Here is a 26,467-nt window from a genome sequence, read left to right on the forward strand (position 1 = left end):
ACGGGACGGGTTGTCAAGGAACAACCGACGCCGTGCCAACGCACGTGACTCGGTGGGTGGAAGTTTCAGGAATTACCTGTGACCTGGTGCTTTGAGTGGTTCTGAAACAATCAGAAACCAACAGAACCACTAGGGAACCAAGTGCCCGGGGTGGGATTCGAACCCACACGCCCCTTAGGGGCAGCGGAGTTTAAGTCCGCCACGTCTACCGATTCCGTCACCCGGGCCAAGGGGGAGCGCGCTTTGTCTGTCCGTGCGCCTTCCCGGTTCCCATTCTCGCACCGATCCGGCGGCTCGGGCGGGTCCCTTTCGGTTGATCGCTCAGCGGGGCTCGATCCAGCCGGGGTTCCTGGCGGCTTTGCCCTCGGATTCGATCACGCAGGGAACGGGGCAGTCGAGCGGCTCCACCCAGGGAGATGCCAGCTCGCCCACCGGGTTGGCGTTGCCGGCTCGGGTGTCGGCGTAGTGGGCATGCAGGCACTTGACCCCGCTGGTGGCGCCGGCTACTCCTCCCCGGGGTTGCAGTTCAGTGCCCTCGGGCAATAAGGCGTCCCGCTGGGCGGCGTAACGGGCGTGGGCTGCATCCAGCGCGGCGCCGAAGGCAGCGACCCGGTCCGCCCGCCGGTCCAGCGCCTTGACCCCGCCGCCGCTCTCGAGACGGCTGATCCGCTTCACGGCCAGGGGACACGTCAACCAGTACAGGGTCGGGAAGGGTGTGCCGTCCTCCAGTACCGGGGGCACCCGGACGACAACCGGGAGGTCGAGGTGGCAACGGGAGAGGGTGGTGATCTCGGCTCTCGATGGCCGGCCGATCTGTGCCGCTACGACCTGACGCTCATCCATTGCTCATGTCGCGGCCGGTGAGGAAGTCCCAGAGCGCTTCCCAGAAGCCGCCGGACTCGGGCACCACCTCGCCCGACCCGCCCTGCAAAGGCTCGTGGTTGAGTGGCTCGTCGCTCATGATGACCACGTAGCTGGTCTCTCCGGGATTCACGTAACCGAAGTCGGCGCGGGCGATGCGCTCGATCTCGGTGGGGGAGTGCAGCAGCTCGACCTCCCGCTCCAGCTGAGCGTTTTGATCCTGGATCTCGGCCAGTTGCACGCGGAGATCCGCGGCCTCACCGTTCAGCGCCACCAACTGGCGTATCGGGAACACGTCCACGGCCGCAACCAGCACTATCCCCAGCATTATCAGGGGAAGGAGGACGCCGCGGCGCTGGCGGGCCTCCACCTCAGCCGCCTCCGTAGAGCGACAGGCCCGGGTAGCGGGCCTGGCTTCCCAGCCGCTCCTCGATACGGAGCAGCTCGTTGTACTTGGCGGTTCGTTCCGAGCGGGCCGGGGCTCCGGTCTTGATCTGTCCGGCATTGGTGGCCACGGCCAGGTGGGCGATGAAGGTGTCCTCGGTCTCTCCGGAGCGGTGCGAGACCACCCTGCCGTATCCGGCGCCCCGGGCTATCTCCATGGTGTGGAGGGTCTCGGAGAGCGACCCGATCTGGTTGACCTTGACGAGAACCGCGTTCGCCACGCCCCGGTCGATGCCCTGGCGCAGGATCAGGCGGTTGGTGACGAAGATGTCGTCCCCGACCAGTTGGCAACGGCTCCCCAGCCGCTCGGTCAGCAGGCTCCAGCCTTCCCAGTCGTCCTCGGACAGTCCATCCTCGATGGACACGATCGGGTAGGTATCCACCAGTTCCTCGTAGAAGTCGACCATACCGGTCGCGTCCAGGGAACGTCCCTCCAACTGGTAGGCGCCATCGCGGTGGAACTCGGTGGCGGCCACGTCCAGAGCCAGTGCGATCTCCTCACCCGGCCGGTACCCGGCCCGTTCGATGGAGGTCATCAGCAGGTCCAGAGCCTCCCGGCTGTCGGACAGGTTGGGCGCGAACCCTCCCTCGTCGCCCACGTTGGTGCTCAAGCCCCGGGTGGAAAGGACCTTCTTGAGCGTCTGGTAGACCTCGACGCCGGCTCGGAGAGCGGCGGAGAACGAGGGCAGGCCGGCCGGGACCACCATGAACTCCTGGACGTCCAGCGGGTTGGCGGCGTGGGCGCCTCCGTTGAGCACGTTGAGCAGGGGAACCGGTAGATCCTGGGCGGAGGGGCCGCCCAGATAACGGAACAGCGGTATCTCCAACTGGATGGCGGCGGCGCGGGCGCAGGCGAGTGACACCGCCAGGATGGCGTTGGCGCCCATCCGACCCTTGTTGGTGGTGGCGTCGAGATCGATCATGACCTGGTCGATGAGCGGCTGCTCGGTGGCGTCGTGCCCGATCACCGCCGGTCCCAGGATGTCGTTGACGTTCGATACGGCTCGGGCCACGCCCTTCCCGGCGTAGGCAGCGTCCCCGTCCCGCAGCTCGACCGCCTCGAGGGTCCCGGTGGAGGCGCCGGAGGGAACGGCGGCCCGACCCACGGCGCCACCGGTAAGGCCCACCTCGGCCTCAACGGTCGGGTTTCCGCGTGAATCGAGAATCTGCCTAGCACGGACCGTAGTGATGGTCGTGGCCACCGATGCTCCCTTGAGACTGGCCCGTTAACTTATCACGATAAGCCGCCAACTCCGTGCATCTATGGCTGGCGCCGCCTCTATATCAGAATCGCGGCAAGAAGCCACAGCTACATACTTCTTAGCATGGTTCCAGCTGGTTTATGTCACACCCATGGTGTATGATACGAACATATGTTCGATTACTTGCTCGACTACCCCGAGGCCGACCCGGCCCAAGCAAACCCCGCGGTCACCGCCGACGTCCGAGGATCGCATGCCGGCATGTTCATGACCCGCTACCAGAAGGAGCGGCAGGACGCCTATGACCGCGCTCGCCACATGGTCGAGGGCCGTGGCCATCTAACTCCCGATGTCGAGGACGCCAAGGCCGAAGCTGCGTTGGTTCGGGAGCAGGCCGCAGTCAGCCGGGCCAGAGGTGGTCAGCTGGGCTGGGTCAAGAGCATGCTGCGGCGCTACAGCGCGGCCCGACTCGGGTACGGCAACCCGGTCGATCTGGTGGCTTCACGCATGGATGTCCATCGCTCCACCGCCCGTGACCTGGTCTACCTGGCCCAGCGGCTGGACACCAGCGACATCGATCGGATACGCCGGGGCGAGGTCTCCTACGTCCGTGTCCTGGAGGAGACCCGCCTGCGGGAGGCCGGAGCATCGGCTGAGGAGATAGCCCGGACCCGGGACCTGGACCTCAACTCGGTCGGACGGATCGTCCAGCAGATGCGAAAGATCACCCGCGATGACGAGCGGCGGATCTTCGAGGGCCAGTACGTAGCGTTCCAGCCCTCCCTGGATGGCTCCCACGTACGCATGAACGGCCGCCTCGGATCCTTCGAGGCGGAGATATGCCGAGAGGCCCTCAACCGCAGGGGCGAGGCGCTCGTCCCGGCCGGTGAGGAACGGCCTGACCCAGGGCAACGCAGGGCGTTGGCCCTCACCACCCTATGCCAGGACGAACTGGACAAGCACCCCCAGGTCGCTCCGGCGGCCGTGCCCGGCACCCCATCGCCGCGCAGCCGGCGCGAACCCCTGCTCATGGTCGTGGCCAACAATCCCATCGCCGAGGCGTCGGGCTTCGAGCAAGGCGTCTCCGTCCTGGCAGGAGGCCGGGTCGGTCCCGGCACCGTGGACCTGATCCAGTGTTCCGGCCGCATCGAGAACATCACGGTGACCGGACAGGACATCAACCGTCACGGATCCACCTCGACCATCCGGCCCGGTCTGCGGCGGGCTGTCCTCGCCCGCGACGATGGATGCACCATCGACGGGTGCAGCTCCACCTACCGGCTGGATGTTCACCACATCCTCGAGCGATCCAGAGGCGGTGATAACTCTCCCGAGAACCTCACCACCCTGTGCTGGTGGCACCACCACGTGGCTGTCCATCGCCGAGGCATGCGGATCGATCCCCAATCCCCACCGCGCCGCAGGCGCCTGCTACCCGAGCGCAGGGCCTGTGGCTACCGGCCACCACCCCCCGACCCCTACACCCTCGCCGCACTTCGGGCCCTCGCCAAGATCAACCGAGCCCCACCGTGACCCCCAGACTCTCCGATTCGCATCACCCACGCGACGAATCACGATCGCCCGCGCCGAGTGGAGTCCATTCTTGTGGTGTACGGGGGCGGAGGGGGTGGAGTTATGCTTGAGGGGATTGCGGTGAGCGCAAGGTAGCGGAATCGAACCGCAACGCTAGGGTCTGCTAGCGTTCGAGGGTCCCTGAAACCCTGTCCTGTCCAACAGGCAATACCTTCCAAACGGTACGACAGGCGACGGTAAGCTCCGTCGCCTGTCGGCATTTCATTCTAGGCTCACCGCTGAGCGTGCCGTGCCTACCTGCGGTATCGGATCGTCAACACGCTATAACGGGAGTCATGCTCGTTTCCCGGGTCAGTGTGTTCGGTGGACGGTCGCGCCACGGGTGGGAGAGCCGGCCGGATTCGTAGGCCTGGCGGGAGGAATGTTCCTGACACAGGACAGAGGTGCAAACGATTCGGTCCCCCTGAGCCTCCGATGGTTACCCGACGGCTAGTGGCGTTCCTCTTGTTTGGCCTTTTCCCACAGGGCGTCGAGGCGGTTCAGGTCGGCGGCGGCTAGGTCGTCTAGTTCCTCCATGCGGCGGAAACGGGTCTCGAAGCGGTTGACGGCCTTGCGGAGTGCCAGCTCAGGTGGCACGCCTAGGTGCCGGGCCAGGTTGGTCACCGCGAACAACACGTCGCCCAGCTCGTGGTCGGCGTCCTCCGGGCGAGCTTCCTCGCCCTGGTCTATCACCTCGACCAGCTCGGCGATCTCCTCCTCCACGTCGCCTACCACCGAACGGGCGTCTGGCCAGTCGAACCCCACCCGGGCGGCTCGCTTCTGGAGCTTGACCGCCCGGTCCAATCCGGGAAGAGCGCTCGGCACGCCGTCCATCAGCGATTCACGATGCTTCTCGCCCGCCTTGATCTCCACCCAGTTGGCGATCACCTCCTCGGCGTCCTGGACCCCGAGGGTGCCGAACACGTGAGGATGGCGGCGCACCAGCTTGCGCCGGAGGGTCTCGGCCACGTCCTCGACGTCGAACGCCCCCGTCTCCGAGGCGAGGTTGGAATGGAAGATCACCTGCAGGAGGACGTCGCCTAGTTCCTCCTCCACGTCGTGGTAGGCCACGTAGTCGATCTCATCCCCGCCGGGGGCGCCGTGAGGGAGCCGGCCGATGGCCTCCAGTAGCTCGAAGGTCTCCTCCAGGGCGTATGGAGTGAGCGAGTAGTGGGTCTGCCGCCGGTCCCATGGACACTCCGTCCTCAGCCGGCGCATCGCCCGGATGGCCCCGACGAGGCCGGTCTCGGGAGGGTCGAGGAACAGGCTGGTGCGCGCACCAGCCGCATCGGCGGGGACGTCGCCGATCGGGTAGGTACGGACCAGGGCTTTCTCGGTGCCGAGGTCCGACAGCACGGTTACCGGGGTGCCTTCGGGGAGGGTGCGTCCGAGCCGGCGCAGCGCCTCGTCGAGAACCGGTCCGGTGTCCACCTGGAACACCACCGTCGGCAGGTGCAACATCAGGGGATCCGGCAGGTCCCGGCCGTCCAGTACCGTGAAGCCGCGCTCGGTTGGGTCCAGCTGAAGGGCGGAGAACACCTCGTCGAGGAACGAGGGGGCATGTAGCAATTCGACCGGCCGGCCCGCGGCCCGGCAGCGCGCTCTCAGTTCGGCGACGGTGCGTTCCCCGTAGAGCGGGCTACCCGGCGTCGCGTAGATCACGGGGCCCGTCTCCGCCGCCGCCAGCACCCTCGACACGATGGCCTCGTACACCTCGTCGAACGTCTCGCCGGCGTCATAGAGGTCGTCACAGGTGGTCACCCGGCGCCTCTGCGCCAACTGGGCGGCGGCGGGGTGCTGCCCGGTGCGGAGGATCACCCGGCGATCGGGATCCAGTAATGCCGCCCGGACCCCGGCGGGAGTCCGGGAGAGATCTCCGGCCCCGAGGCCGGCGACGAACAGGGCTTCGTTCAGGATTCCGGCGGGATGATGTTGGGGCTCGGGTCGGTCGTCCACGTTCCGTACTCGGGTTCTACGGTGACTTCTGCTTCCGTGAGGACATTGGTCAGCCACTCCACCCATCGCCGGTTACCGTCCGACAGCCGCAGGTCCTCGGCCAGCCCTTCCCGGACATCCTCGAATGCGGGAACAGTCCGCGCGTTCACCAGGATCACGTGCCAACCGAAGTTGGATTGGACCGGTCCGAACGGGATGCCCACCTCGGCCTCGAGGGTGGCGGCGGCGAACTCGGCAACGTACGTAGCAGGGGAGGAGCACCCCAGGTCGCCCCCGTTGGGGCCGCTCGGCCCGGTTGACAACTCCATCGCCAAGGCGCCGAAGTCCTCTCCTGCCACGGCGCGGTCGTAGGCGGCGTTGCCTTCCTCCTCGGTCTCGAGGAGGATATGGGCGGCGCAGACCTGGCTGAGCTCACCGAGCGACGCCTCGTAGATCGCCATCAGCTCCTCTTCGGCGGGGGGACCGGCGCCGGCCACGAGTTCCTGCGCCACCTGCTCGGCGGTGACTTCCTGTGCCGCGATGAGACGGAGCGAGGCCTCGGTCAGGCCGTAGGTCTCGTAGATCTGCTCGGCGGTGAGGCCGGTTTGCAGGAGCAGTTCTCCAAGCTTGGCGTCGATCTGCTGCTCGGTCCGGACCACGCCGAACTGTTGCTCGGCCTGCGAGGACATCACCCGGTCGGCCACCACCAGCATCAGCGAGTTGGCGAAGCGGGCGACGTCAACCGTGTCGCCCGCATCGGGGATCAAGACGGACACCTCGTCGAAGGTGATCGGTTCGCCGTCAACCGTGGCCACCTCGCCGGTGCTCCCGCACGCTACGAGGAGAGCCGCTGCCAACGACGCGAACGCGAGGAAGGCCGGACGGACCCGGGTTCCCCGGCGTCCGGTGATGAGGTTTAGCAACCTTGTCTCCTTCCTAAGGACGCAATCCGGTTCCGGCGCCCAGGCGGTTAGTAGTGGTCTGTCTGCGAAACAGCCGGGTGCTCTGGCGGTCATCGACGTCCCGTCGCTGCGTTCCGCTTCCTTGACGTACCGCTGCGGGTACGCCTTCGTCAGCGGGCCTTGCGAGGAACGCCGCTGCCATCGCCATACCACGCCGCCGTTGCGCAGACAGACCACTAACGATGGTAGCCCTGATTCTCCGGACGCATTTCTAGGACCGCCCGTCCTCGGTATCGGCGGGCGGGGGCCACATCCTCGTGAGGAAGGCCAGCAGGAAGGGCAGGGCATCCACATACCCGGGCTTGGGCAGGAACAGCTTCTCCTCGGTGGCGTTCAGGATGGCTTCCGGCGCCAGGCGGTCGAGCCGGATCTCCTGCGACTGGCTGAGGCGAACCGGGCCAAGGCGGACCTCCCTGCGGAACTGGACGATCTCGTCGATCCCCACCCTGATGGCCTCGACCCGCAGGCGGGCCATGTCGAGCAGCCGCTCCGCCTCATCGGGGAGCGGGCCGTAGCGGTCGCGCCATTCCAGCGCCACGTCGGCCACGTCCTCCTGGGACACGGCCACCGCCAGGGTGCGGTACGCCTCGAGCCTCGCATGCTGGTCGGATACGTAGTCCTCGGGTAGATGCGCGTCGACCGGCAGATCGATCCGGACTTCCTTGATGGCCTCGGTGGCGGGCTCGGTGCCCATCCTCTCGGCGACCGCCTCCGAGACCAGCTCCACGTACATGTCGAAGCCCACCGCCGCGATATGGCCCGACTGCACCTCGCCCAGGATCGAGCCCGCTCCCCGGATCTCCAGGTCGCGCAGCGCGAGTTGGAGCCCTGATCCGAGATCGCTGGATTCACCCACGGCTTCCAGGCGGCGGTAGGCGGTCTCCGAAAGCGTGGTCTCGGGATGGAACAGGTAGGCGTAGGCCCGCCTTCCCGATCGTCCCACCCGGCCTCGGAGCTGGTGGAGCTGGGCTAGGCCCAGCTGGTCGGCCCGCTCCACGATCAGGGTGTTGACCTGGGGCAGGTCGAGTCCCGACTCGATGATGGTGGTGGCGACCAGCACGTCGTAGCGGTGGTCCCAGAAGTCGAGCATCATCTGCTCGAGGGTGCCTTCGTTCATCTGGCCGTGGGCCACTCCGTAACGGGCATTGGGTACCAACTCCCGGAGCCGGGCCACGGCGTGGTCGATCGAGCGCACCCGGTTGTGGACGTAGAAGACCTGGCCGTCGCGGAGCATTTCCCGGCGGATCGCCGCCGACACCACCCGCGGGTCATAGGGGCCCACGAAGGTGAGGATCGGGTGCCGATCCTCGGGTGGGGTGCGGATGTGGCTCACGTCCCGGATCCCGGTGAGGGCCATCTCCAAGGTACGGGGAATGGGGGTGGCGGTCAGCGTGATCACGTCCACGTCCGTCCTCATGGCCTTGATGCGGTCCTTGGCCTTGACGCCGAAGCGATGCTCCTCGTCCACGACCAGGAGGCCCAGCCTGCGGAACCTCACCCGGTCGGACAGCAGCCCGTGCGTCCCGATCACGATGTCCACCTGCCCGCTCTCGAGGCCGTTCACCACCCGGCGTGCCTGGGCGGGGGTGAGGAAACGGCTCAGCATCTCGACCCGGAGGGGGTAGGCGGCGAAGCGCTCCGAGAAGGTCTGGAAATGCTGCTGGACGAGGAGCGTGGTGGGACACAGCATGGCAACCTGGTACCCGTCCGCCACCGCCTTGAAGGCGGCCCGCAGGGCGACCTCGGTCTTTCCGAAGCCTACGTCGCCGAAGATGAGGCGGTCCATGGGGAGCGGGGACTCCATGTCCCTCTTGACGTCCTCGATAGCGGTCAACTGGTCGGCCGTCTCCTCGAAGGGGAAAGCGGCCTCGATCTCGCGCTGCCAGGGAGTGTCGGCGGCGAAGGCATGGCCCTTGGCCGCGGCCCGGGCCCGGTGGACCGCCACCACGTGGTCGGCCAGGACCGAGGCTTCACGCCGCACCTTGTTCCGGGTGGCCGCCCAGTCGCGCCCTCCCATCCGGCTGAGACGGGGGGACTCCCCGCCGGTGTACTTGCGAACCGCCGTCAACTGGTCGGTGGGCACGTACAGACGGTCATCCCTGGCGTAGACGATCAGGAGGTAGTCCCGCTCCACCCCGGCGATGGTCCGGCTGATCAGCCCGTCGAAGCGCCCGATCCCGTGGTGGCGGTGGACCACGTAGTCGCCGGGCTCGAGGTCTTCATATCCGGAGGCGGTCCGGCGGCGGGCGACGGGGCGGCGATGGGCTCGGCGGCGACCCAGTATCTCCCGCTCGCCCAGCACGGCCAGCTTCAGGGATGGAAGCACGACTCCGGTGTGGATGCCCTCGGCGAGGATTCCCGAGCGGACCGGCCCGGTCACCCGCTCGATGACCGGCAGGTCCAGGCCGTTCTCCCTCAGGACGTCCGCCACCCGGTTGGCGGCCGGGGCGCCGTCCATGGCCAGTACCACGTCCGTACCGGCGAGCCGTAGGCGTAACAGCCCGGCGGTGACCGATTCCCGATCACCGGGTTGAGCCTCCCAGTGGCCCACCGTGATGCCTCGGTCAGCCGGGGAGGCGGCCAGGGGAGGGCACTCCAGCACCTTGCCGGGGAGGGAGCGGTCGAGGTCTAGGAACAGGGCCGGCCGGTCCTGGTCGACCGGGAAGCCCTCTCCCCAGGTTCCGGCAAGGGCCTCGGCCAGGTCCTGCTCCTCCTCGGCGAGGTCCGTGGCCCGGGCTCTCATCCGGACCGGGTCGAGGAGGACGGTGGTGGCCGCAGGTGGGATCTCGTCCAGGAAGCAGCGGGCTGGGGCCAGCCACGGGAGCCAGGACTCCATCCCGGCGAACCGGAGCCCCTGCGCGAACCGATCCCATATCGAGGCCGCCCACGGGAGGCGGTGGTAGAGGTCCCGGGCTGCCTCCCGAACCTCGGGGTCGGGGCGGAGCTCGCGGGCCGGATAGGCCCGTAACTCGTCGACCGAATCGGTGGAGCGCTGGGACCCGATCGAGAACACCCGGATCTCGTCGACCTGATCACCCCAGAAGTCGAGCCGGACGGGTAGTTCGGCCTGCGCCGGGAAGACGTCGAGGATGCCGCCCCGCACGGCGAACTCTCCTCGCGCCTCGACCCGGTCGGTGCGGGTGTAGCCGTTGGCGTCGAGGCGGCTGACCAGGGGCTCGAACGCCACCTCGGTCCCCGATCTCACCACGACCGGGCCGGTGGAGCACCCGCTGACCCGCTGGATGACGGATCGCACCGAGGCGACCACCACCAGGCCGCGAGGACCACCCGACAGCCGGTCCCGGACCTCCGACCGCGAGGCCATGGTGGACAGGTTGGGGGAGACGTGCTCGAAGGGCAGGGTCTCCCAGGACGGGAACAGGAGTACGTCGTCGGTAAACAGCCGGAGGTCGGACGCGAGGTTCTCGGCTTCCGGATCGGATGGAACGACCACCACGACCGGCCCCCGGGCCGATCCGGCCAGCCCGGCGACGGTGATGGCCCGGGCTGCCACCGGCACCACCAACCGGTCGGGAGGCCGGGGTAGGTGGGCGTGGCGCCAGCGATCCAGGAGCGTGGAAAGGGGTGCGCGCACGACCGACCATCGTACCCGGCCCGTGTTCCGGAGGGGAGGCCGGCTCGTTACCGGGCCGGGTCAGGCGTCGGTGAGACCGGCCTCCCGGTACGAGTCGAGCGCACCCGCGAAGGTCTGGCGGGCGGATCGATACTCCAATCCCAGCTCCCGGGCGGCGAGGGAACCGTCGTAGCTGGCGCCGTAGCGCATCAGATGCACGGTCTCCCGGCAGATGGGAACCGAACGGACCCGCCGCCCGATGAGGTCGGCCATAGGGCCCAGCGGAACCAGCAAGGGCCTGGGCAGGAACGTGACCGGGTGACGACGCCCGGTCAGCTCGCTGAGCAGATCCCAGGCCTGGCGGAGGGTGATGGTGAAACCGCTCAGCACGTAGCGCCGGCCGGCGACTCCTCGCTGCTCGGCGGCGATGTGGCCCCGGGCGCAATCCTCGGTGTCGACGATCGAGATGGGGGTGTCCACCAGGAACCTGAGGCGCCCGTTCACCGCCTGGAGCAGCAGGTTGCCGGTACCGGTCGTCCGACCCCCGCCCTGGACGGAGGATGGGTTGACCACCACCACCTCCATGTCCCCCGCCTCGGCGCGCGCCACCAACTCTCCCTGGTGCTTGGACCGGGCATAGTGGCTGGCGTAGCGACCGGTGTGCTGCGTGGACTCGTCCCCGACCGTTCCCGGTCTCTCTCCCAGGGCCGCCACCGAAGAAGTGTGGATCAGACGCCTGACTCCGGCCCGGCGGGCAGCCCTCACCACGTTCCGGGTGCCCTCGACGTTGATCCGGTAGAGGGCGGCCGGATCAGCCGGGCAGAAGGACACCAGCCCGGCGATGTCGTACACCACCTCGCAACCCGACATGGCCCGGACCAGGGAATCAGGGTCCTCGATGTCGCCCGCCGACGGTTCGGCGCCCAGTCCTTCCACAACCGACGCCGCCTTCTCCGAGCGGGCCAGACCCCTCACCTCCCGGCCGGATTCCACCAGCCGGCGGATCACCGGCTGCCCGACCACGCCGGTGCCGCCGGTGACCAGGACGGTCACGAATCCGCGGTTCGTCCGGCGTGGCGGATCGCCTGCCGGAACTTGACGGCATAGTCCCAGCCCGAAGCGAACGTCACCGTGCCGGCGAACCACATCCAGTACTCGTCGAAGTAGAGCGGTCCCCACGGGTCGGGGAATCGCATCATCGCGAACCCGAGCGCGAAGAACTGGACGGCGGCCTTGGTCTTGCCGGCCACCGACGCCGGAACCAGCGTTCCGTCGATGGCGACCACGCTCCGGATGGCCATCACCACGAACTCGCGGGTCATGATGATGACCGTCACCCACACCGATGCCCGGTCCACGGAGACCAGGGCGATCAGCACGCCGCTTACCAGGATCTTGTCGGCGGTGGTGTCCAGGAAGGCGCCGATTGTGGAGGAGATGCCCTGGCGCCGGGCGATGTAGCCGTCGAGGGCGTCACTGAGACCGGCGAGGATGACCAGCACGGTGGCGATGCCGAAGAGGTACCGACCGGTGGTGTGCTCGGTGGCCAGCACCAGGCCGATGATGGCGGGAACGCACATGACCCGGAAGAGAGCGAGCAGGTCAGGAATCGAAATAGGACTACCTCCCCGCGGCAACACTACACCGCGCCAGTGGTCTGTCTGTGGAACGGGTGTGGTATGGCGTCGGCAGCGACGGGACGCCGATGGCAGCCAGAGCACGCCTGGCTGTTTCGCAGACAGACCATTAACCCGCCCAGTCCAGCGAGCGTTCCAGCGCTTGGCGCCATCTGTCGTACAGCATCTCTCGTTCTGCGGTGGTCATGTCGGGCTGCCACCGGTTGGCCTCGCGCCAACGGGACCGCAGATCGTCGAGATCACGCCAGAAGCCCTCGGCCAGCCCGGCCCCGTAGGCGGCGCCGAGAACGGTGGTCTCGTCCGTTCCGGGACGCACCACCGGGACATCGAGCATGTCGGCCTGGAACTGCATCAGCAGGTTGTTGACCACCATGCCCCCGTCGACCCGGAGTTCCCTCAGCGTCACGCCCGAGTCGGTCTGCATCGCCTCCAGCACCTCCCGGGTCTGGTAGGCCACCGCCTCGAGGGCGGCGCGGGCTATGTGCGACCGGGTCGAGAAGCGGGTCAGGCCGGTGATCACCCCTCGGGCGTCCGAGCGCCAGTGGGGCGCGAACAGGCCCGAGAAGGCGGGCACGAAGTACACGTCGCCGTTGTCCTCCACCGAGGCGGCCAGGGTCTCCACCTCGCCCGCGGTCGAGATCATGCCGAGGTTGTCGCGTAGCCATTGCACCACCGCGCCGGCGATCGCGACGGAGCCCTCCAGCGCGTACACAGGTGCTTCCCCGGCGATCTGGTACCCGATCGTGGTGAGCAGTCCGTGGGTCGAGGGGACCATCGTCTCGCCGGTGTTCATCAGCAGGAAGCAGCCGGTCCCGTAGGTGTTCTTGGCCTCGCCCGGGAGGAAGCATGTCTGCCCGAACAGGGCGGCGTGCTGGTCGCCCAGGATGGCCGATATGGGAACCCCCTCGAGGACCCCTGTTCCGAGCCCGACCCTGCCGATGGAGGGAACGATCTCGGCCATCATGGCGCGCGGGATCCTCATGGCGGCGAGCAACTCGTCGCTCCAGGTCAGGGTGTCGAGGTCCATCAGCATGGTCCGCGAGGCGTTGGAGACGTCGGTGACGTGCCGGCCGTCGGCGACACCGCCGGTGAGGTTCCACAGCAGCCATGAGTCGATGGTTCCCATCGCCGCCCGTCCCGAGGCGGCCTGCTCCGCCAGCCCGTCCACATGGTCGAGGAGCCACCTGGCCTTGGGGCCGCTGAAGTAGGTGGCGAGAGGGAGGCCTGTGGCGGCCCGGAAGCGGTCCATGCCGTGGCCGGCCTCCAGTTCCCGGCAAAGCCGAGCTGTCCTCGTGTCCTGCCAGACGATGGCGTTGGCGAGGGGTGTGCCCGTGGAGCGGTCCCAGACCACCGTGGTCTCCCGCTGGTTGGTGATCCCGACCGCCACCAGGTCCCGGGTCGCCACGCCCGCCTGGGAGAGGGCCCGAGTGACCACGCTCTCCACGGAGGCGAGGATCTCCGCCGGGTCGTGCTCCACCCAGCCGGGCCGGGGGTAGATCTGCTCGAACTCCTCCTGGGCGGACGCCACTACCGCACCGTCGTGGTCGAAGACCATGAAGCGGGTGCTCGTGGTCCCCTGGTCGATAGCCCCCACCAATCGCACCATGTGCTTACCTCCTTACCCTGGCCCGAGTGGATGGAACCGCCAATGCCGCATCCGGGTCAGGGCCGCCTGCCGCCGGCGAGTTCCATGGCTCTTTCGGGATCGGTCATGAACTTCTCCACCACGTCGGCGGCATCGGCCACCAGATGGTCGACATCCTCGCGTTCTACGGCGGAGAACCGGCTCAGAACGTAGGCGGCCGGGTCCATGCGTCCGGGCGGGCGCCCGAGGCCGAGCTTGAGACGCCAGAAGTCGGTGGTTCCGAGCGATCCGACTATCGACCGCACCCCGTTGTGGCCGCCGTGGCTACGGCCCGGCCGTAGCCGGAGCCGGCCGAAGGGCAGATCGATGTCGTCATGGATGACCAGCAGATCCTGCGGCTTCACCTTGTAGTAGCTGAGTAATGCCCGGACAGGTGGCCCGGTCACGTTCATCGAGGCGTTCGGGAGGGCCAGCAACGCGGGCTCGGTTCCGATGCGCGCCCGGGCCACCCGGCACCGGACCCGCCGGGGTCCCCGTCGCAGCCGGCTCTCCGACCGCCGCGCCAGGACGGCGACCACCTCGGCCCCGACGTTGTGGCGCGTGCCGGAGTAGGCAGGCTCAGGGTTATGGAGCCCCACGATCACCGGCATTGCTGTCGCTCACGGCGGTACAAGGGCCTGACCGGTGGGAGGGTGCTGAAAGAGACGGGGATGGGCCGGCCCGCGATACGTCTACCTGGGATTTCGTTTCCGACTATCGGGCCAACCGGACATTCTTCAGTACCTCCGTCAGGCTTCCTGTTCGGTACCGGCCTCCGTGCCTTCGCCATCCTCGCCGACCAGCAGGAGACCCTCGTCTTCCTCCTCGTCCTCTTCCTCGGTCTGGGCGATGGCCGGGAGGCTGACCACCAGGATCGGTTGGTCCGGATCGTCCAGGTACTCGACCCCGCTCGGAGTGGGAAGGTCCGACACGCGCAGGGTGTCGCCTACTCCCAGGCCGGAGATGTCGGCATGGATCGACTCCGGGATGGCGGTCACGAGCGCCCGAACGGTCACCGTGTTGGCGATCGTCTCGAGGATGCCTCCTCCCTCCCGGATCGCGGCCTGATCCCCGATCAGCTCGATGGCCACCACGGCCTCGACCTCGTCGGTGAGGGATATCTTGAGGAAGTCCAGGTGGATGATGTCTCCCCTGGTGGGATGGCGCTGGAGCTGGCGGGCCAGGGAGGTGTGGGTCTCCTCTCCGATCTGGAGGTTGATCACCGCGTTTAGTCCGGCCTCCGTGGTCAGCGCCGAGCGGAGGTCACGGGCGCTCACCGCCACCGAGAGAGCGTCCGAGCCCCGACCGTAGAACGTGGCGGGCACCATGCCCCGGCTCCTCAACCTGCGGGAGCTTCTCGTACCGGTTTCGCGGCCGGTCTCGGCGCGCAGTTTGACGTTGGACATGGCAACTCCTCGAGAACACGGATGGGGGCGGGCAACCGCCGGACCGGGCCCGCCATGAAAACACACGCCCTGGACGGGCGGCAGGCATGCTAAGGATAGCGGTGGTGGTGGTCTGTCATCAAAGGCTCGCCGAATCGGCGCTGACGTAGGCGGTGATCTCATCCTGGAGGGTCGCCTTGCGGTCGTCCGGAAGGAAGGTTGCCTCGATCGAGTTCCTGGCCAGCCGGACCATGTCCGTCCGGGTCAACCCGAGGGCTTCGGCGATCGCGAGGTAGTTGTCGCCCACGTAGCCGCCGAAGTAGGCCGGATCGTCCGAGTTCACCGTCACCAGCACCCCTGCGTCCATGAAGCGTTTGAGGGGGTGCCTGCGGAGGTCGGGGAATACCTGGAGCCGTTGGTTCGACAGGGGGCAGATGGTCAGGGGTACCCGCTCCCGGACGAGGCGATCCACCAGTTCCGGGTCATCGCCGGCCCTCACGCCGTGGTCGATTCGCCGGGCGCCCAGGACGTCCAGGGCCGAGCGGATGTATCCGGCCGGACCTTCCTCACCGGCGTGGGCGACCGGGATGAGCCCGGCCGCGACCGCCATGCGGTAGGGCTCGGCGAACAGTTCCGGCGGGTTGCCCTTCTCGCCGGAGTCGAGGCCCACACCCTGGACGTGCTCGAGGTAGGGCCGGGCCGCCTCCAGGGCTTCGACCGCCGCCTCGGCGGGCAGGTGCCGGAGGAAGCACAGGATCAGCGTGGAGGTGATGTCCGGTGCGGCGTCCCGCTGGGCGCTCACGAATCCCCGGATCACCGTCCCCATGTCGATGCCCCGTTCGGTGTGGGTCTGGGGGTCGAAGAAGATCTCGGCGTGGCGTACCCCGTCGGCCACCGCCCGGGCCAGGTAGGCGGCCATCAGATCGGCGAAGTCGGCCTCGGTCCGGAGCACCGCGGCGGCCTCGTAGTAGATGTCGAGGAAGGACTGCAGGTCCGCGAACGCGTAGGCCGCCTCGACCTCCTCGATCGAGCCGTACGGCAAGGTCACCCCGTTGCGTCGGGCCAGGTCGAACATCATCCGCGCCTCGAGGGTGCCCTCGATGTGGATGTGCAGCTCCGACTTCGGTAGCCCCCGGACGAACCGCTCCATATCTGTCATGACCCGACCCCCGGGAACAGGGAGAGGGCGCCTGACGGCGCCCTCTCCGGAGTCAAAGGTGGGTGGATCAGAGGTAGGCGCCGAGCCAGTCCTGGAGGAAGTAGATCAGGCACGCAGCGGAGACGATCCACATCAGGACATGGACCTGGGCGGCCTTGCCCTTCACGACCTTGATCAGGGTGTGCGTCAGGAACCCTGCCGCGATTCCCACCGTGATCGAATAGGTCAGCGGCATCAGGATGACGGCCAGCAACGCCGGCAGCCCTTCTTCCATATCCGTGAAATCGATCTTCTTCAACAGCCCGACCATGAGGAATCCGATCAGGATCAGAACCGGAGCCGTGGCCTGGCTGGGTACCAGCAGTGCCAGGGGCGACAGGACGATGGCTACAAGGAACAGCACGCCCGTAACCACCGACGTCAGGCCGGTCCTTCCTCCCTCGGCTACTCCCGCAGAGCTCTCGATGTAGCTGGTGTTGGAGCTGACCCCGCACAGTCCACCGAGTGCTGCGCCCAGCGAGTCCACCAAGAGCAGCTCGCGGAGCTTGGGAATCCGGCCTTCCTTATCGGTCAGTCCGGCTTGCTCGGAGACCGCGGTGGCGGTTCCCATCGTGTCGAAGAAGTCGGTCAGCATGAAGGTGAAGATCGTGAGAATGGCCGCTAGCGCGCCCATCTCAGCGAACACGTTCCCCATGTCCACAGCACCGATCGTCGAGAAGCTGACACTGGCCGACAGGTTGGAGGGCAGGTCGATCACGTTCAGGATCAACGCCACGATGGTGGTGAGGATGATCGTGATGATCATCGCACCCTTCACCTTACGGGCCATCAACACCAAGGCGATCAGGACCCCGACCAGCGTGGTGCCGGCGGAGTACGAGTTCGGGAACACGAACTCCACGATGGCGCCGCCCTGGCGTACCAGGCCTCCGTTGACCAGGCCGATGAAGAGGATGAACAGGCCGATCCCCACCCCGATGGAGTACTTCAGGCTGTCGGGGATGGCGGCCATCACCGCCTCCCGCAGGCCGAGCACGACCAGGATGGTGACGAGGATGCCCTCCCACAGGATCACGCCCATGGCGCCTTCCGCGGTCAACCCGTCGGTCAGCACCAGGCCGAACGCCACTGCAGCGTTGATTCCCAGCCCTGCAGCCAGCGCAATCGGATGGTTGGCGATCACCCCCATTGCGATGGACAGGATTCCGGCCACCAGGGCCGTTCCGGCGGCTACCGCAACCGGATCGAGGCCGGTGGCGCCGAGAATGTCGGCGTTGACGAACAGGATGTAGGCCATTACCAGGAAAGTGGTGACTCCTGCCCGGACCTCCGTGCCTACTGAGGATCCGCGTTCGGAGACCTTGAAGTAACTGTCAAGTCCCGTTTGGGCCATTTCTCCTCCCTTCAGAGTCAGGTCGATGCTCGACCTGACCTCCTCTCCAGGTTAGTGCAAGCACTCGCAGCGCGCCGGGGAAAACGCTAATGATCCCGGCGAGGCGACACCTATCACCCGCGCGCGGGCACTGGATTATCCGGAGGAAGAAGGCCGCGAGGGAGGGCTCCGGCCAGCGGCCGGGAGTGTCCGTTCTCCCTACAGGGCGTCGCCCGTTTCCGGATCGAAGAAGTGCAGCTTGGTGGTGTCGACCACCAACTCGGCGGACTCTCCGACGCGGGGAGCGTGGTCGGGGTTGACCCGGGCGGTGAACTTGGTCTCGTCGCCCAACGCATCGGCATCCGTACCCTCTTCGGCCAGCAAGGCCTCGATGTCGGCGGTGACCACCGGCCGGACCGGCACCGCGAAGTGGACGTACGCCTCGGAGCCGAGTTGTTCCACGAGGGAAGCGGTGACGGTCATAGCGCTCCCGCCCGCCCCGGCCGCCGACCTGATCTCGAAGGCCTCGGGTCGCACCCCGACCACGATCTCGCGCCCGGACGACTGCGCCAGTCCGTCAGGAAGGTCGCCGGAGTCCACGGCCAGGCTGTGGCCGTCGAAGTCGAGCGTGGTGGCGGTCCCGTCGGAGCCCACCGTCGCGTAGACGAAGTTCATGGCGGGCGAGCCGATGAATCCGGCCACGAACAGGTTGCGGGGATGGTCGTAGAGCTCCCGCGGGGACGCTATCTGCTGGAGGTTGGTCTCGGTGCCCGTGATCGCCTTCAGCACCGCCACCCGGTCGCCCATGGTCATGGCCTCCACCTGGTCGTGGGTCACGTAGAGGGTGGTGGTGCCGAGGCGGGAGTGCAGGAGGCCGAGTTCCGAGCGCATCTGGACCCGCAGCTTGGCGTCCAGGTTGGAGAGGGGCTCGTCCATCAGGAAGGCGGCCGGCTCCCGCACGATGGCCCGGCCCATGGCCACCCGCTGCCGCTGGCCGCCGGACAGGGCCTTGGGCTTGCGGTCCAGGTAGTCGGTGATCTCGAGGATGCGGGCCGCCTCGCCGACCCGTTCCTCGATCTCCTTCTTGGGGGTCTTTCTCAGCTTCAGGCCGAAGGCCATGTTGTCCCGCACCGTCATGTGCGGGTAGAGGGCGTAGTTCTGGAAGACCATGGCTATGTCCCGGTCCTTGGGAGCCACGTCGTTGACCACCCGGTCGCCGATCAGGATCTTGCCCTCGGTTATGTCCTCGAGACCGGCCACCATCCGTAACAGGGTGGACTTGCCGCAACCGGATGGTCCCACGAGCACCACGAACTCGCCGTCGGCAATGTCGATGGACACGTCCGCAATGGCCCGCGTCTCGCCGCCATAGATCTTGCCGACCGCATCGAATGTGATTCCCGCCATCTCCGGTCCTCTCGTGAGCGCCTTCGACCATACCACCCACCCGGTCAGCAAGGTGCGGGAACAGGACTCGGAACCCGGAGTCACCCCTGAAGTGGTCAGTGGTCAGTGGCCAGTGGCCGGTGTTCTGGATTCCTGGTTGGTGGATCCCGGTTAGATCGTCTTGTCATAACTGGCAGCTAGCGCTGTGCTCGCGTTCTCCTGAGCAACGGCTCGGCCAGCGCCAGGATCCGGTCGGTGGCGCCCAGCACCCTTCCCGCCGCGCCCGGCGTCTCCGAATCCACCAGGTTGCCCATGACCCGCAAGGTGATGCGGGCGATGGCCTGGGTGCCGACCGCTACCCGCAACCCGGCGTTGAGGATGGCGGGATGCCCGATCAGCAGGGAGAACCGCCGGCCGGTGCGCAGGAAGGCGTCGAAGCGTTCGCCCACCACCCGGTCGTACCGCTCGGGCGCCGAGACCGGGTCCTCCACGAACAGGTCGGCGGCGAGGATGCCCGATTCCAGCCCGTAGTCGATGCCCTCGCCGTTCATCGGGTTGACGAGTCCGGCCGCGTCGCCCACCGCCACCCATCCCGGACCGTGCCTGCGGACGGAACTCATCGGAAGGCGCCAGGCCCGCGGGCGCTCCAGGTAGGGCCCGAGCGCCCAGGCATCCTGCACCTGCGCGTGGTAGGAGTCGAGCAGGGAGTTCAGGTTGAGGCGGCTGAAGTGCTTCATCGTGGATAGCGACCCGGCGCCGATGTTGACCGTCCCGTCTCCGGCCGGGAAGATCCAGCCGTATCCAGGCACCGCGTTGCCGTCGGGGTCGCGCATGGTCAGGCAGGCTTCGATGTAGCGCTCGGCGTGACGGGGGGAGGCCGCATAGCTGCGGATCGCCACCCCGTAGGGCTCGCCGGCCACCCGGGTGGCGCCCAGCAGCCGGGCGGCGGCGCCGGGCGCCCCGGTGGCGGCCACCACCATTCCCGCCCTCCAGAGGCGCCCGCCGGCTTCGACCCCCACCACTCCGTCACCCTCGAAAACGGGTAGGGCCTCGGTATCCCAGACCACGCGAGCGCCCGCTTCGGTGGCGGCGTCCACCAGGGCGGCGTCCAGCTTGCGGCGGGGCAGAACCGCTCCGTGAGCCGGGAAGCGGCTGGTCTCGGGCCAGCGCAGCATCCGCTCGGTCTTTCCGGCGATCATCCGCAGGCCTTCGACGGGGTGGAAGGCGCCGAGGTCGATGCCCAGCTCTTCGAGGGCGCCCACGGCCCGGGGGGTGAGCCCATCGCCGCACACCTTGTCGCGGCCGTAGGGAGCGCGGTCGAAGACCACCGTCCTGACACCTTGGCGGGCGGCCCGGATGGCCGTGGCGGCGCCTGCGGGTCCGGCCCCGATGATGACGAGATCCACCGTGTTCATGTCGGTGGAGGATGCTAGGAGGTGCCGGAGGAGGGGTGGTGCCCTGGTGTGCTGGTTCGGGTGTGTTCTGCCGTAGGGGTGCTAGCTGCCGCCAACGGCCGTCACGGTCGGGAGACTTCGCCGTGCCAGCCGGCCTGCTCGTCGGTGCGGGACCACACATTGCGGTTCCGGTGTCTGGGTCAGTGACGCTGGGACGCTATCCGCTCTATCAGATACTGGACAGATACCGGAATCCGCTGATGCGGGTACGCGTTCTGCACCAACCGCAGCAGCTCGTCCCGTGTGACAGCCCTGTTTCTCCCATAAGGAACCGGATGTCGCCCATGTCATCGTCCCGGCCGGAAACAAGTTTCATCGCCAGGATGTACTCGGCGCTAGGGCTGTACACGCTTAGGCGGTTGCCGATGAACGCCGGCTGCGATGCGGCGGGAAGGCGCGGAGCGAAACCTTTGGCGCCGTCGTTTAGCCAGTCCGCGCCCACACCGCGTCTCTCGCCGACCCGCGCCACCGCCCGCCGTACTTCAGGGGTCAGGTCGTCGGACACAGCGTCGATGTCGCTGGTGCGGCGCACGCCCCACCGTATCGCCAGGGCTGCGCCGCCTGCGATCAGGATGCTGACGGGCGTGTCCAGTTCTGCGTCGAGTTCGGCCAGCAGGTCCAGCAGTTCGGCGCCGGTCAGATCCTTGGCAGCCACTGTCGGTCAGTGCCTTTGTCGAGGAAGCGGCTGTCGAAGAACACCCTGTGGTATTCGCTTTCGGGGGGTGCGTTGGAGCGGACCCACCGACCGAAGGGGTTGTCAAGTCCGTTGTCGAGTTCATGGTCGAACATGGCGACATCTTCGACCGCTCGATGCTCATGCACCCAGTCGGGTACAGGCTCTCCGTCGCGGGCGGCTAACGCGTGGACAATCGCCGCTATGGCGGGCAGCACAATGTCGCCGCCGATGTGCGCGGGCGGGTCTTCTATCAGCCCGGCCCGGTCGGTGGAGCGGTTCCAGTCCATGACGAACTGGGCGAGCGGCACCCGGAACGGCCCCCGGGGGCATGGGACGGTCATCAGCTCGGGGAGGTCAGCGGCGGTCAGCATCGTTCCCTTCCTAGTGGACCGTCCGTAGGGCTAGGTTAGTGACACTTCCCTCGATAAAGTGTCCGCCTGTCTACGGGCACGAAGTGGTGTCGGGTTGCCTTGCGCCAGATCGACCGGTGGGCATACTTCGTCCCTACGGAATGTGGAAGTCCCCCCTCTGACGATGTGGAAGTCCTCGTGAGGATGGTCGCATAGGCGCAGGTCAGGGCCGGTGGCGAACATCCCAACATGAGGGTCCGTCAGATGGTCAGCCGGCGTCTACCTGTATCTCGGTGGCCTTGACCGACAACCACACCTCCGATCCGGGCGCGAGGTTCAAGCCCGTCTGGGCGTCAGGGGTGATCTCGGCGGTGACCGGCAGGGGAGGACCGGTCTGGACGCGGACCCGGTCGGCGTGGTGATCGATCCGCTCGATCCTGGTCCGCCAGGAGTTGCGCGGGCTTCCCCCCGGCCGGTCGAGGTGGATGGAGATGGCACGCGGATGGATGGTGGCGATGACCCGGCCCGACGCCGCTTCGGCAACCACCAGCCGGTGGTTACCGATGGTCAGGACCTTTCCCGAGGCGGCTCCGACCAACAGGTTGACCCCGGCCAGGTCGGCCGCGTAGGGGCTGGCGGGACGGAGCCGGATCTGATCGGCGCTGCCCTCCTGGGCAACCGAGCCGTTCTCGAGTATCACCAGCCGGTCGGCCAGCAGGAAGGCCTCGGTGGGGTCGTGGGTAATCAGCAGGCTCGGTCCCGGGAACCCGGCCAGGTGGTCCTGGAGGAGCCGGCGCAGTCCGGCCCGTGAGCTGACGTCGAGGGCGGAGAACGGCTCGTCCAGCAGCAGCATGGCGGGCTCGGTTATCAACGCCCGGGCCAGGGCCACCCGCTGCCGCTGGCCTCCCGACAGCCGATCGGGGCGCCGGCCCGAGAGCGCGCCGAGGCCCACCGCTTCCAGCCATCCGGCCGCGCGCCGGCGCGCCTCGCGGCGGGGCACCCGGCGGGAGCGGAGCCCGAACGCCACGTTCTCCAGAGCGCTCAGGTGGGGGAAGAGCACCCCGTCCTGGAACATGACGCCGATCCGGCGCTCCGCCGGTCCCACGAGGGTGCCGGTGGCCGCATCCTCGAGGACCCGGTCACCGAGCCGTACGTAACCCCCGTCGAGCGGTAGCAGGCCGGCCAGCGCCCCTACCACGGTGGTCTTGCCCGCTCCGTTCGGGCCCAGCAGGGCGACCGTCTGTCCGGGATCGATGCCCAGAGCCACATCCAGATGGAAGCCCTCTCGCCGCATCACCAGGCGTGAGTCGAGACCGGTTCTCATCTGCTGCGCCACCAGTGGTCCCTGAGAGCCACGAGTACGGCCAGCGAGACGATCACCATCACCAGGCTGAGCGCCAGGGCCGCGTCCCGGTCGCTCTCCAGGGCGACGAACACCGCCAAGGGCAGCGTCTGCGTACGTCCCTCGAGGTTGCCGGCGAAGGTCAGGGTCGCTCCGAACTCACCGAGCGCGCGAGCCCAGGTGAGGGCGGTGCCGGCAACGACCGACGGGGCGATCATGGGGATCGTCACCCGGCGGAGCACGGTCCACCGTCCGGCGCCGAGCGTCTCGGCCGCCCGCTCGAAGCGGTGATCCAGGCTCCGGAGCCCGCCTTCGACGGTGAGCACCATCAGGGGCATCGCCACGAACACCCCCGCCAGGATCACCCCGCCGGTCGAGAACGGCAGGACGAGCCCGGTGGCCTCGTACAGGGGGGATCCCACCAGGCCGCGGCGGCCCAGGGCGAACAGCAGGGCCGCCCCTCCCACCACGGGCGGCAGGACCATCGGAAGCAGCACGAGGCCTCGCAGGAGGGAGCGCCCCGGGAAGTCGTAGCGGCACAGCGTCCAGGCCACGGGCACGCCGAGCAGCAAGGAGATGACCGCCGCGCTGGCAGAGGAGATCGCCGACAGCCGGAGGGCCTCCAGCGCCAGATCGGAGCCGAGCAGGGTCGGGAGCCGCCTCCATGGAGCGCGGCCCAGGAGCCCCAGCACCGGCAGCGCGAACAGCGCCAGCCCGATGATGGCGGGGATGGCGATGAACGCGGGCGGCCGGCGCGGCCGGTGGACCGTCCTGGACCGGCCACTACTCAGGCGGGAGGCCTTCCGGATGCTGTCCTCGTCTTCAGTCATCAACCCTGATTATGCACGTTCCCCGGGTCCGGTGGTTGCTCGGCACCGTCAGGGGAGATGGAACCCGTGCCGGTTCAGGAGCGTCCGTCCCTCGTCCGACAGTACGAAGGCGACGAACGCAGCCGCGGCTTCCGGGTGGGACGTGGCGGACATTATCGCGATCGGGTAGTCGGTCGTGACGTTGTGCTCCTCAGGGATGGTGATGGCGACCGCGCCGTTCGCTTCCCGGACATCGGTGGCATAGACGATCCCGGTGTCGAGCTCCCCCTGCTCGACCTTGGTGAGCAGGGCGCGCACGTTGGGTTCCTCGGTGTCGGGTTGGGCCGTGACCCCGGCTCTCCGGAGGACCTGGCGGGTGAGTCGGCCGCAGGGAACCGTCTCGGCGCACAATCCCACCAGCAGCTCAGGCCGGGCCAGGTCGTCGAGGCCGGTCACCCCGCCCGGGTTCCCGGCGGGAACTGCGATGGCCATGGTGTTGCGGGCGAAGACGCGAGCCCTGCCGCTGACGAGGCCGGCGGCGCGGACCTCTTCCATGATGGCCACGTCTGCCGGAGCGAAGGCGTCCACCGGCGCATTCGCCAGGATCTGCTCTCTCAGGAGCGAGCTGCCTCCCAGGTTCAGGACCACGTCGACGCCGGGGTGCGCATCCTCGAAGGCCGTCTCGATGTCCCCGAAAGCGTCGGTGAGGGAAGCAGCCGCCGCCACCAGCAGCTCGACCCGGTCGGTGTCCGGGGCGCCGGCTCCCCCGCAGGAGGCGACGAGCAGGATGGCAATGGATCCGGCGATGAGCCGTCGGGTCATCGGGTTGAAGCCTTCCGGGGTGGGGGCGGGCCGGTCGGGCCGGTTTTGCGGGATCGGGGCAGGGTAACGTGACCGGGATGGTACGGACGGCGGCCCGCCACGATCGTGATGCCGGAGGGGACCCCGCCCTCCTCGCCGCCAAGGCTTCGCTGCGGGAGATGGTGTGGGACCGCCTCTCGACCGCAGGGATAGCCCGGTTTCCGGGCGCTCGGAACCGGATCTCCAACTTCGTGGGCGCGGAAGCGGCCGCCGAGCGGCTGCGCGGTACGCGGGCCTGGCGCCAGGCCGGCACCCTGAAGTCCAACCCGGACTCGCCCCAGTGGCCGGTCCGCCAGCGGGCACTCGAGGACGGCAAGCTGGTCTTCATGGCGGTACCCCGGCTGGCCGAGCCGGAGCCGTTCTTCTGCCTGGATCCCGATCGCCTGACCGATCCTCCCCGGGCGGCGTCATCCATCAAGGGCGCCTCCCGCTCGGCTCGCACCGTCCGGATCGAGGACATGGCTCCGGTTGACCTGGTGATCACCGGGTGCGTGGCCGTGGACCCGACCGGCGCACGGCTCGGGAAGGGCGGGGGCTTCAGCGATCTCGAGTACGCCCTGGCCTGGGAGGCGGGCCTCATCGGACCGGAGACCCTGGTGGCTACCACCGTTCACGAGATCCAGGTTCTGGAGGCCGACCGGATCCCGATGGCGGGCCATGACCTCCGTCTCGACCTGATCGTCACCCCTGATCGGGTGATCGCCTGTGACGGTCCGCGCCCGGCACCCGGGCTGAGGTGGGAAAAGTTGACCGAGGAGAAGATAGCGGCCATCCCCCTGCTGGCCGCCCTCCGCTCCGCCGGTTCCCACCGCCCCTGAGGGGGGAGGGACCGCTCGTGCATCAGGGGAGACGGTCCAACTGGCGGGCGGCGGTGGCTCTGCTCGGGTGCCTGCTCCTCTGGTCCTGCGCCGGCGCCTCACCCACCGGGAGTCCCGCCTCCACCGCCAGCACCTCTCCCGCGACCACCGTGCCGGTAACGGCCGCACCCACAGCCGTGACCACGACCGCAGCGATCACGACCGTCGCGACCACGACCGTCGCGACCACCACCGCCGTTACCACCACCGTCGTGACCACGACCGCTCCGCCGGCGCCGGTGGAGCCGATGGTTCCGGCCGATCCGGTATCCATCGAGCTGGTTGTCGTAGAGACGCTTCCCCACGACCCGCAGGCCTTCACCCAGGGCCTGGTGATGGGAGACGGGGTCCTCTACGAGAGCACCGGGCTCTACGGCGAGTCGACCGTGCGGATCGTGGATCCCGCCACCGGTCATGTGATCCGCTCCACGAGCCTCGAAGACGGGTTCTTCGGCGAGGGCCTGGAGCTGGTGGGCGATCGGCTCATCCAGCTGACCTGGAGAGAGGGGACCGCCTTCGTCTGGGATGCGGAGACGCTCGCCCCGCTGGGCGCCTACTCCTACGAAGGCGAAGGGTGGGGGTTGTGCGCACAGGAGGACCGGCTGGTCATGAGCGACGGATCGTCATGGCTGACCTTCCGGGACCGGACGACCTTCGAGCCCCTGGGCGGGGTGGAGGTTCTGAGGGCCGGTGTGCCCGTGGAGCGGATCAACGAGCTGGAGTGCGTGGAGGATCTCGTCTACGCCAACGTGTGGCAGACCGAGGAGATCGTGGTCATCGACCCCGGCACCGGGAGGGTGGTCGGCCACATCGACGCATCGTCGCTGCGCGATCGCCTCGGATCGACCGACGGGATAGATGTGCTCAACGGCATCGCCTATGACCCCGAGGACCGGTCGTTCTACCTGACCGGCAAGCTCTGGCCGGAGATCTTCCAGGTGCGCCTTGGCTGGAACTAGCAACCACCGAACAGGCCAGTGGTCTGCCTGGGGAATAGCTAGGCGT

Annotated in this window: 24 protein-coding genes and 1 tRNA gene; 3 read left to right on the plus strand and 22 right to left on the minus strand. The window is 68.0% G+C overall.

The window, feature by feature from the left end; genetic code table 11:
- Window positions 1–142: 142 nt before the first annotated feature.
- From OXK16_15115 to eno, 4 genes are all read right to left on the minus strand, one after another.
- Window positions 143–227 (minus strand) — tRNA-Leu (locus OXK16_15115).
- A 94-nt stretch (window positions 228–321) separates the two neighbouring features.
- Entirely contained in the window at window positions 322–843 is a 522-nt protein-coding gene (locus OXK16_15120) for a DUF501 domain-containing protein (GenBank protein MDE0377272.1), read from the minus strand.
- Entirely contained in the window at window positions 836–1,231 is a 396-nt protein-coding gene (locus tag OXK16_15125; protein ID MDE0377273.1) for a septum formation initiator family protein, read from the minus strand. The genes OXK16_15120 and OXK16_15125 overlap by 8 nt, the downstream gene beginning before the upstream one ends.
- 1 nt (window position 1,232) lies before the next feature.
- A complete protein-coding gene (eno, locus tag OXK16_15130) occupies window positions 1,233–2,507 on the minus strand; it encodes a phosphopyruvate hydratase (GenBank protein ID MDE0377274.1) in 1,275 nt (424 codons plus the stop codon).
- 171 nt (window positions 2,508–2,678) lie between these two features.
- Here eno and OXK16_15135 point away from each other — a divergent pair, with 171 nt between their 5' ends.
- Window positions 2,679–4,040 carry an HNH endonuclease signature motif containing protein gene (locus tag OXK16_15135; GenBank protein ID MDE0377275.1) on the plus strand — a complete coding sequence of 454 codons (1,362 nt, stop codon included), beginning with the start codon at window positions 2,679–2,681 and terminating at the stop codon, window positions 4,038–4,040.
- Window positions 4,041–4,529: 489 nt separating this feature from the next.
- Here OXK16_15135 and mazG read toward each other — a convergent pair whose 3' ends face one another.
- The 17 genes from mazG to modA all read right to left on the minus strand — a co-directional run bounded on the left by mazG (window position 4,530) and on the right by modA (window position 24,566).
- Window positions 4,530–6,035 carry a nucleoside triphosphate pyrophosphohydrolase gene (gene mazG, locus OXK16_15140; GenBank protein MDE0377276.1) on the minus strand — a complete coding sequence of 502 codons (1,506 nt, stop codon included), beginning with the start codon at window positions 6,033–6,035 and terminating at the stop codon, window positions 4,530–4,532.
- The gene (locus OXK16_15145) at window positions 5,990–6,937 is read right to left on the minus strand and encodes a peptidylprolyl isomerase (protein MDE0377277.1); all 948 of its coding nucleotides are present in this window, start codon (window positions 6,935–6,937) and stop codon (window positions 5,990–5,992) included. The genes mazG and OXK16_15145 overlap by 46 nt, the downstream gene beginning before the upstream one ends.
- A 250-nt stretch (window positions 6,938–7,187) precedes the next feature.
- Complete coding sequence (gene mfd / locus OXK16_15150) at window positions 7,188–10,571, minus strand: transcription-repair coupling factor (GenBank protein MDE0377278.1); 3,384 nt, start codon at window positions 10,569–10,571, stop codon at window positions 7,188–7,190.
- A gap of 60 nt (window positions 10,572–10,631) precedes the next feature.
- On the minus strand, window positions 10,632–11,603 hold the full coding sequence (locus tag OXK16_15155) for an NAD-dependent epimerase/dehydratase family protein (GenBank protein MDE0377279.1): 972 nt from the start codon (window positions 11,601–11,603) through the stop codon (window positions 10,632–10,634).
- Window positions 11,600–12,187 (minus strand): CDP-diacylglycerol--glycerol-3-phosphate 3-phosphatidyltransferase, encoded by a 588-nt coding sequence (gene pgsA, locus OXK16_15160; GenBank protein MDE0377280.1) that lies wholly within the window; start codon window positions 12,185–12,187, stop codon window positions 11,600–11,602. Before pgsA ends, OXK16_15155 begins: the two co-directional genes overlap by 4 nt.
- Window positions 12,188–12,296: 109 nt before the next feature.
- Window positions 12,297–13,793, minus strand: a complete 1,497-nt coding sequence (gene glpK / locus OXK16_15165) for a glycerol kinase GlpK (GenBank protein MDE0377281.1) — start codon at window positions 13,791–13,793, stop codon at window positions 12,297–12,299.
- A 56-nt stretch (window positions 13,794–13,849) separates the two neighbouring features.
- Window positions 13,850–14,422, minus strand: coding sequence for an aminoacyl-tRNA hydrolase (gene pth, locus OXK16_15170; GenBank protein ID MDE0377282.1), 573 nt, complete (start codon window positions 14,420–14,422; stop codon window positions 13,850–13,852).
- A 138-nt stretch (window positions 14,423–14,560) separates the two neighbouring features.
- Entirely contained in the window at window positions 14,561–15,217 is a 657-nt protein-coding gene (locus tag OXK16_15175) for a 50S ribosomal protein L25 (GenBank protein MDE0377283.1), read from the minus strand.
- A gap of 118 nt (window positions 15,218–15,335) precedes the next feature.
- Entirely contained in the window at window positions 15,336–16,355 is a 1,020-nt protein-coding gene (locus tag OXK16_15180) for an adenosine deaminase (GenBank protein MDE0377284.1), read from the minus strand.
- A 67-nt stretch (window positions 16,356–16,422) separates the two neighbouring features.
- Window positions 16,423–17,748, minus strand: coding sequence for an NCS2 family permease (locus OXK16_15185; protein ID MDE0377285.1), 1,326 nt, complete (start codon window positions 17,746–17,748; stop codon window positions 16,423–16,425).
- Window positions 17,749–17,946: 198 nt separating this feature from the next.
- Window positions 17,947–19,134, minus strand: coding sequence for a sn-glycerol-3-phosphate ABC transporter ATP-binding protein UgpC (gene ugpC, locus OXK16_15190; GenBank protein ID MDE0377286.1), 1,188 nt, complete (start codon window positions 19,132–19,134; stop codon window positions 17,947–17,949).
- 176 nt (window positions 19,135–19,310) lie between these two features.
- Window positions 19,311–20,528, minus strand: a complete 1,218-nt coding sequence (locus OXK16_15195) for an NAD(P)/FAD-dependent oxidoreductase (GenBank protein MDE0377287.1) — start codon at window positions 20,526–20,528, stop codon at window positions 19,311–19,313.
- A gap of 208 nt (window positions 20,529–20,736) precedes the next feature.
- On the minus strand, window positions 20,737–21,222 hold the full coding sequence (locus OXK16_15200; protein MDE0377288.1) for a DUF6036 family nucleotidyltransferase: 486 nt from the start codon (window positions 21,220–21,222) through the stop codon (window positions 20,737–20,739).
- Window positions 21,204–21,614, minus strand: coding sequence for a hypothetical protein (locus tag OXK16_15205; GenBank protein MDE0377289.1), 411 nt, complete (start codon window positions 21,612–21,614; stop codon window positions 21,204–21,206). The genes OXK16_15200 and OXK16_15205 overlap by 19 nt, the downstream gene beginning before the upstream one ends.
- Before the next feature lie 247 nt (window positions 21,615–21,861).
- Window positions 21,862–22,917, minus strand: coding sequence for an ATP-binding cassette domain-containing protein (locus OXK16_15210; protein MDE0377290.1), 1,056 nt, complete (start codon window positions 22,915–22,917; stop codon window positions 21,862–21,864).
- Window positions 22,914–23,765, minus strand: a complete 852-nt coding sequence (locus OXK16_15215) for an ABC transporter permease (GenBank protein ID MDE0377291.1) — start codon at window positions 23,763–23,765, stop codon at window positions 22,914–22,916. Before OXK16_15215 ends, OXK16_15210 begins: the two co-directional genes overlap by 4 nt.
- Window positions 23,766–23,813: 48 nt before the next feature.
- Entirely contained in the window at window positions 23,814–24,566 is a 753-nt protein-coding gene (gene modA / locus OXK16_15220) for a molybdate ABC transporter substrate-binding protein (protein ID MDE0377292.1), read from the minus strand.
- Between the two features lie 77 nt (window positions 24,567–24,643).
- Here modA and OXK16_15225 point away from each other — a divergent pair, with 77 nt between their 5' ends.
- Window positions 24,644–25,423 (plus strand): 5-formyltetrahydrofolate cyclo-ligase, encoded by a 780-nt coding sequence (locus OXK16_15225; GenBank protein ID MDE0377293.1) that lies wholly within the window; start codon window positions 24,644–24,646, stop codon window positions 25,421–25,423.
- A 22-nt stretch (window positions 25,424–25,445) separates the two neighbouring features.
- Here OXK16_15225 and OXK16_15230 read toward each other — a convergent pair whose 3' ends face one another.
- Window positions 25,446–25,736 carry a hypothetical protein gene (locus OXK16_15230; protein MDE0377294.1) on the minus strand — a complete coding sequence of 97 codons (291 nt, stop codon included), beginning with the start codon at window positions 25,734–25,736 and terminating at the stop codon, window positions 25,446–25,448.
- Between OXK16_15230 and OXK16_15235 the strand changes: the two genes are divergently transcribed.
- Window positions 25,711–26,421 carry a glutaminyl-peptide cyclotransferase gene (locus OXK16_15235; protein MDE0377295.1) on the plus strand — a complete coding sequence of 237 codons (711 nt, stop codon included), beginning with the start codon at window positions 25,711–25,713 and terminating at the stop codon, window positions 26,419–26,421. The two genes, OXK16_15230 and OXK16_15235, sit on opposite strands and share 26 nt — an antisense overlap.
- Window positions 26,422–26,467 lie beyond the last annotated feature (46 nt).

The sequence above is a fragment of the bacterium genome (genome assembly GCA_028821235.1).
GTDB lineage: Bacteria > Actinomycetota > Acidimicrobiia > Spongiisociales > Spongiisociaceae > Spongiisocius.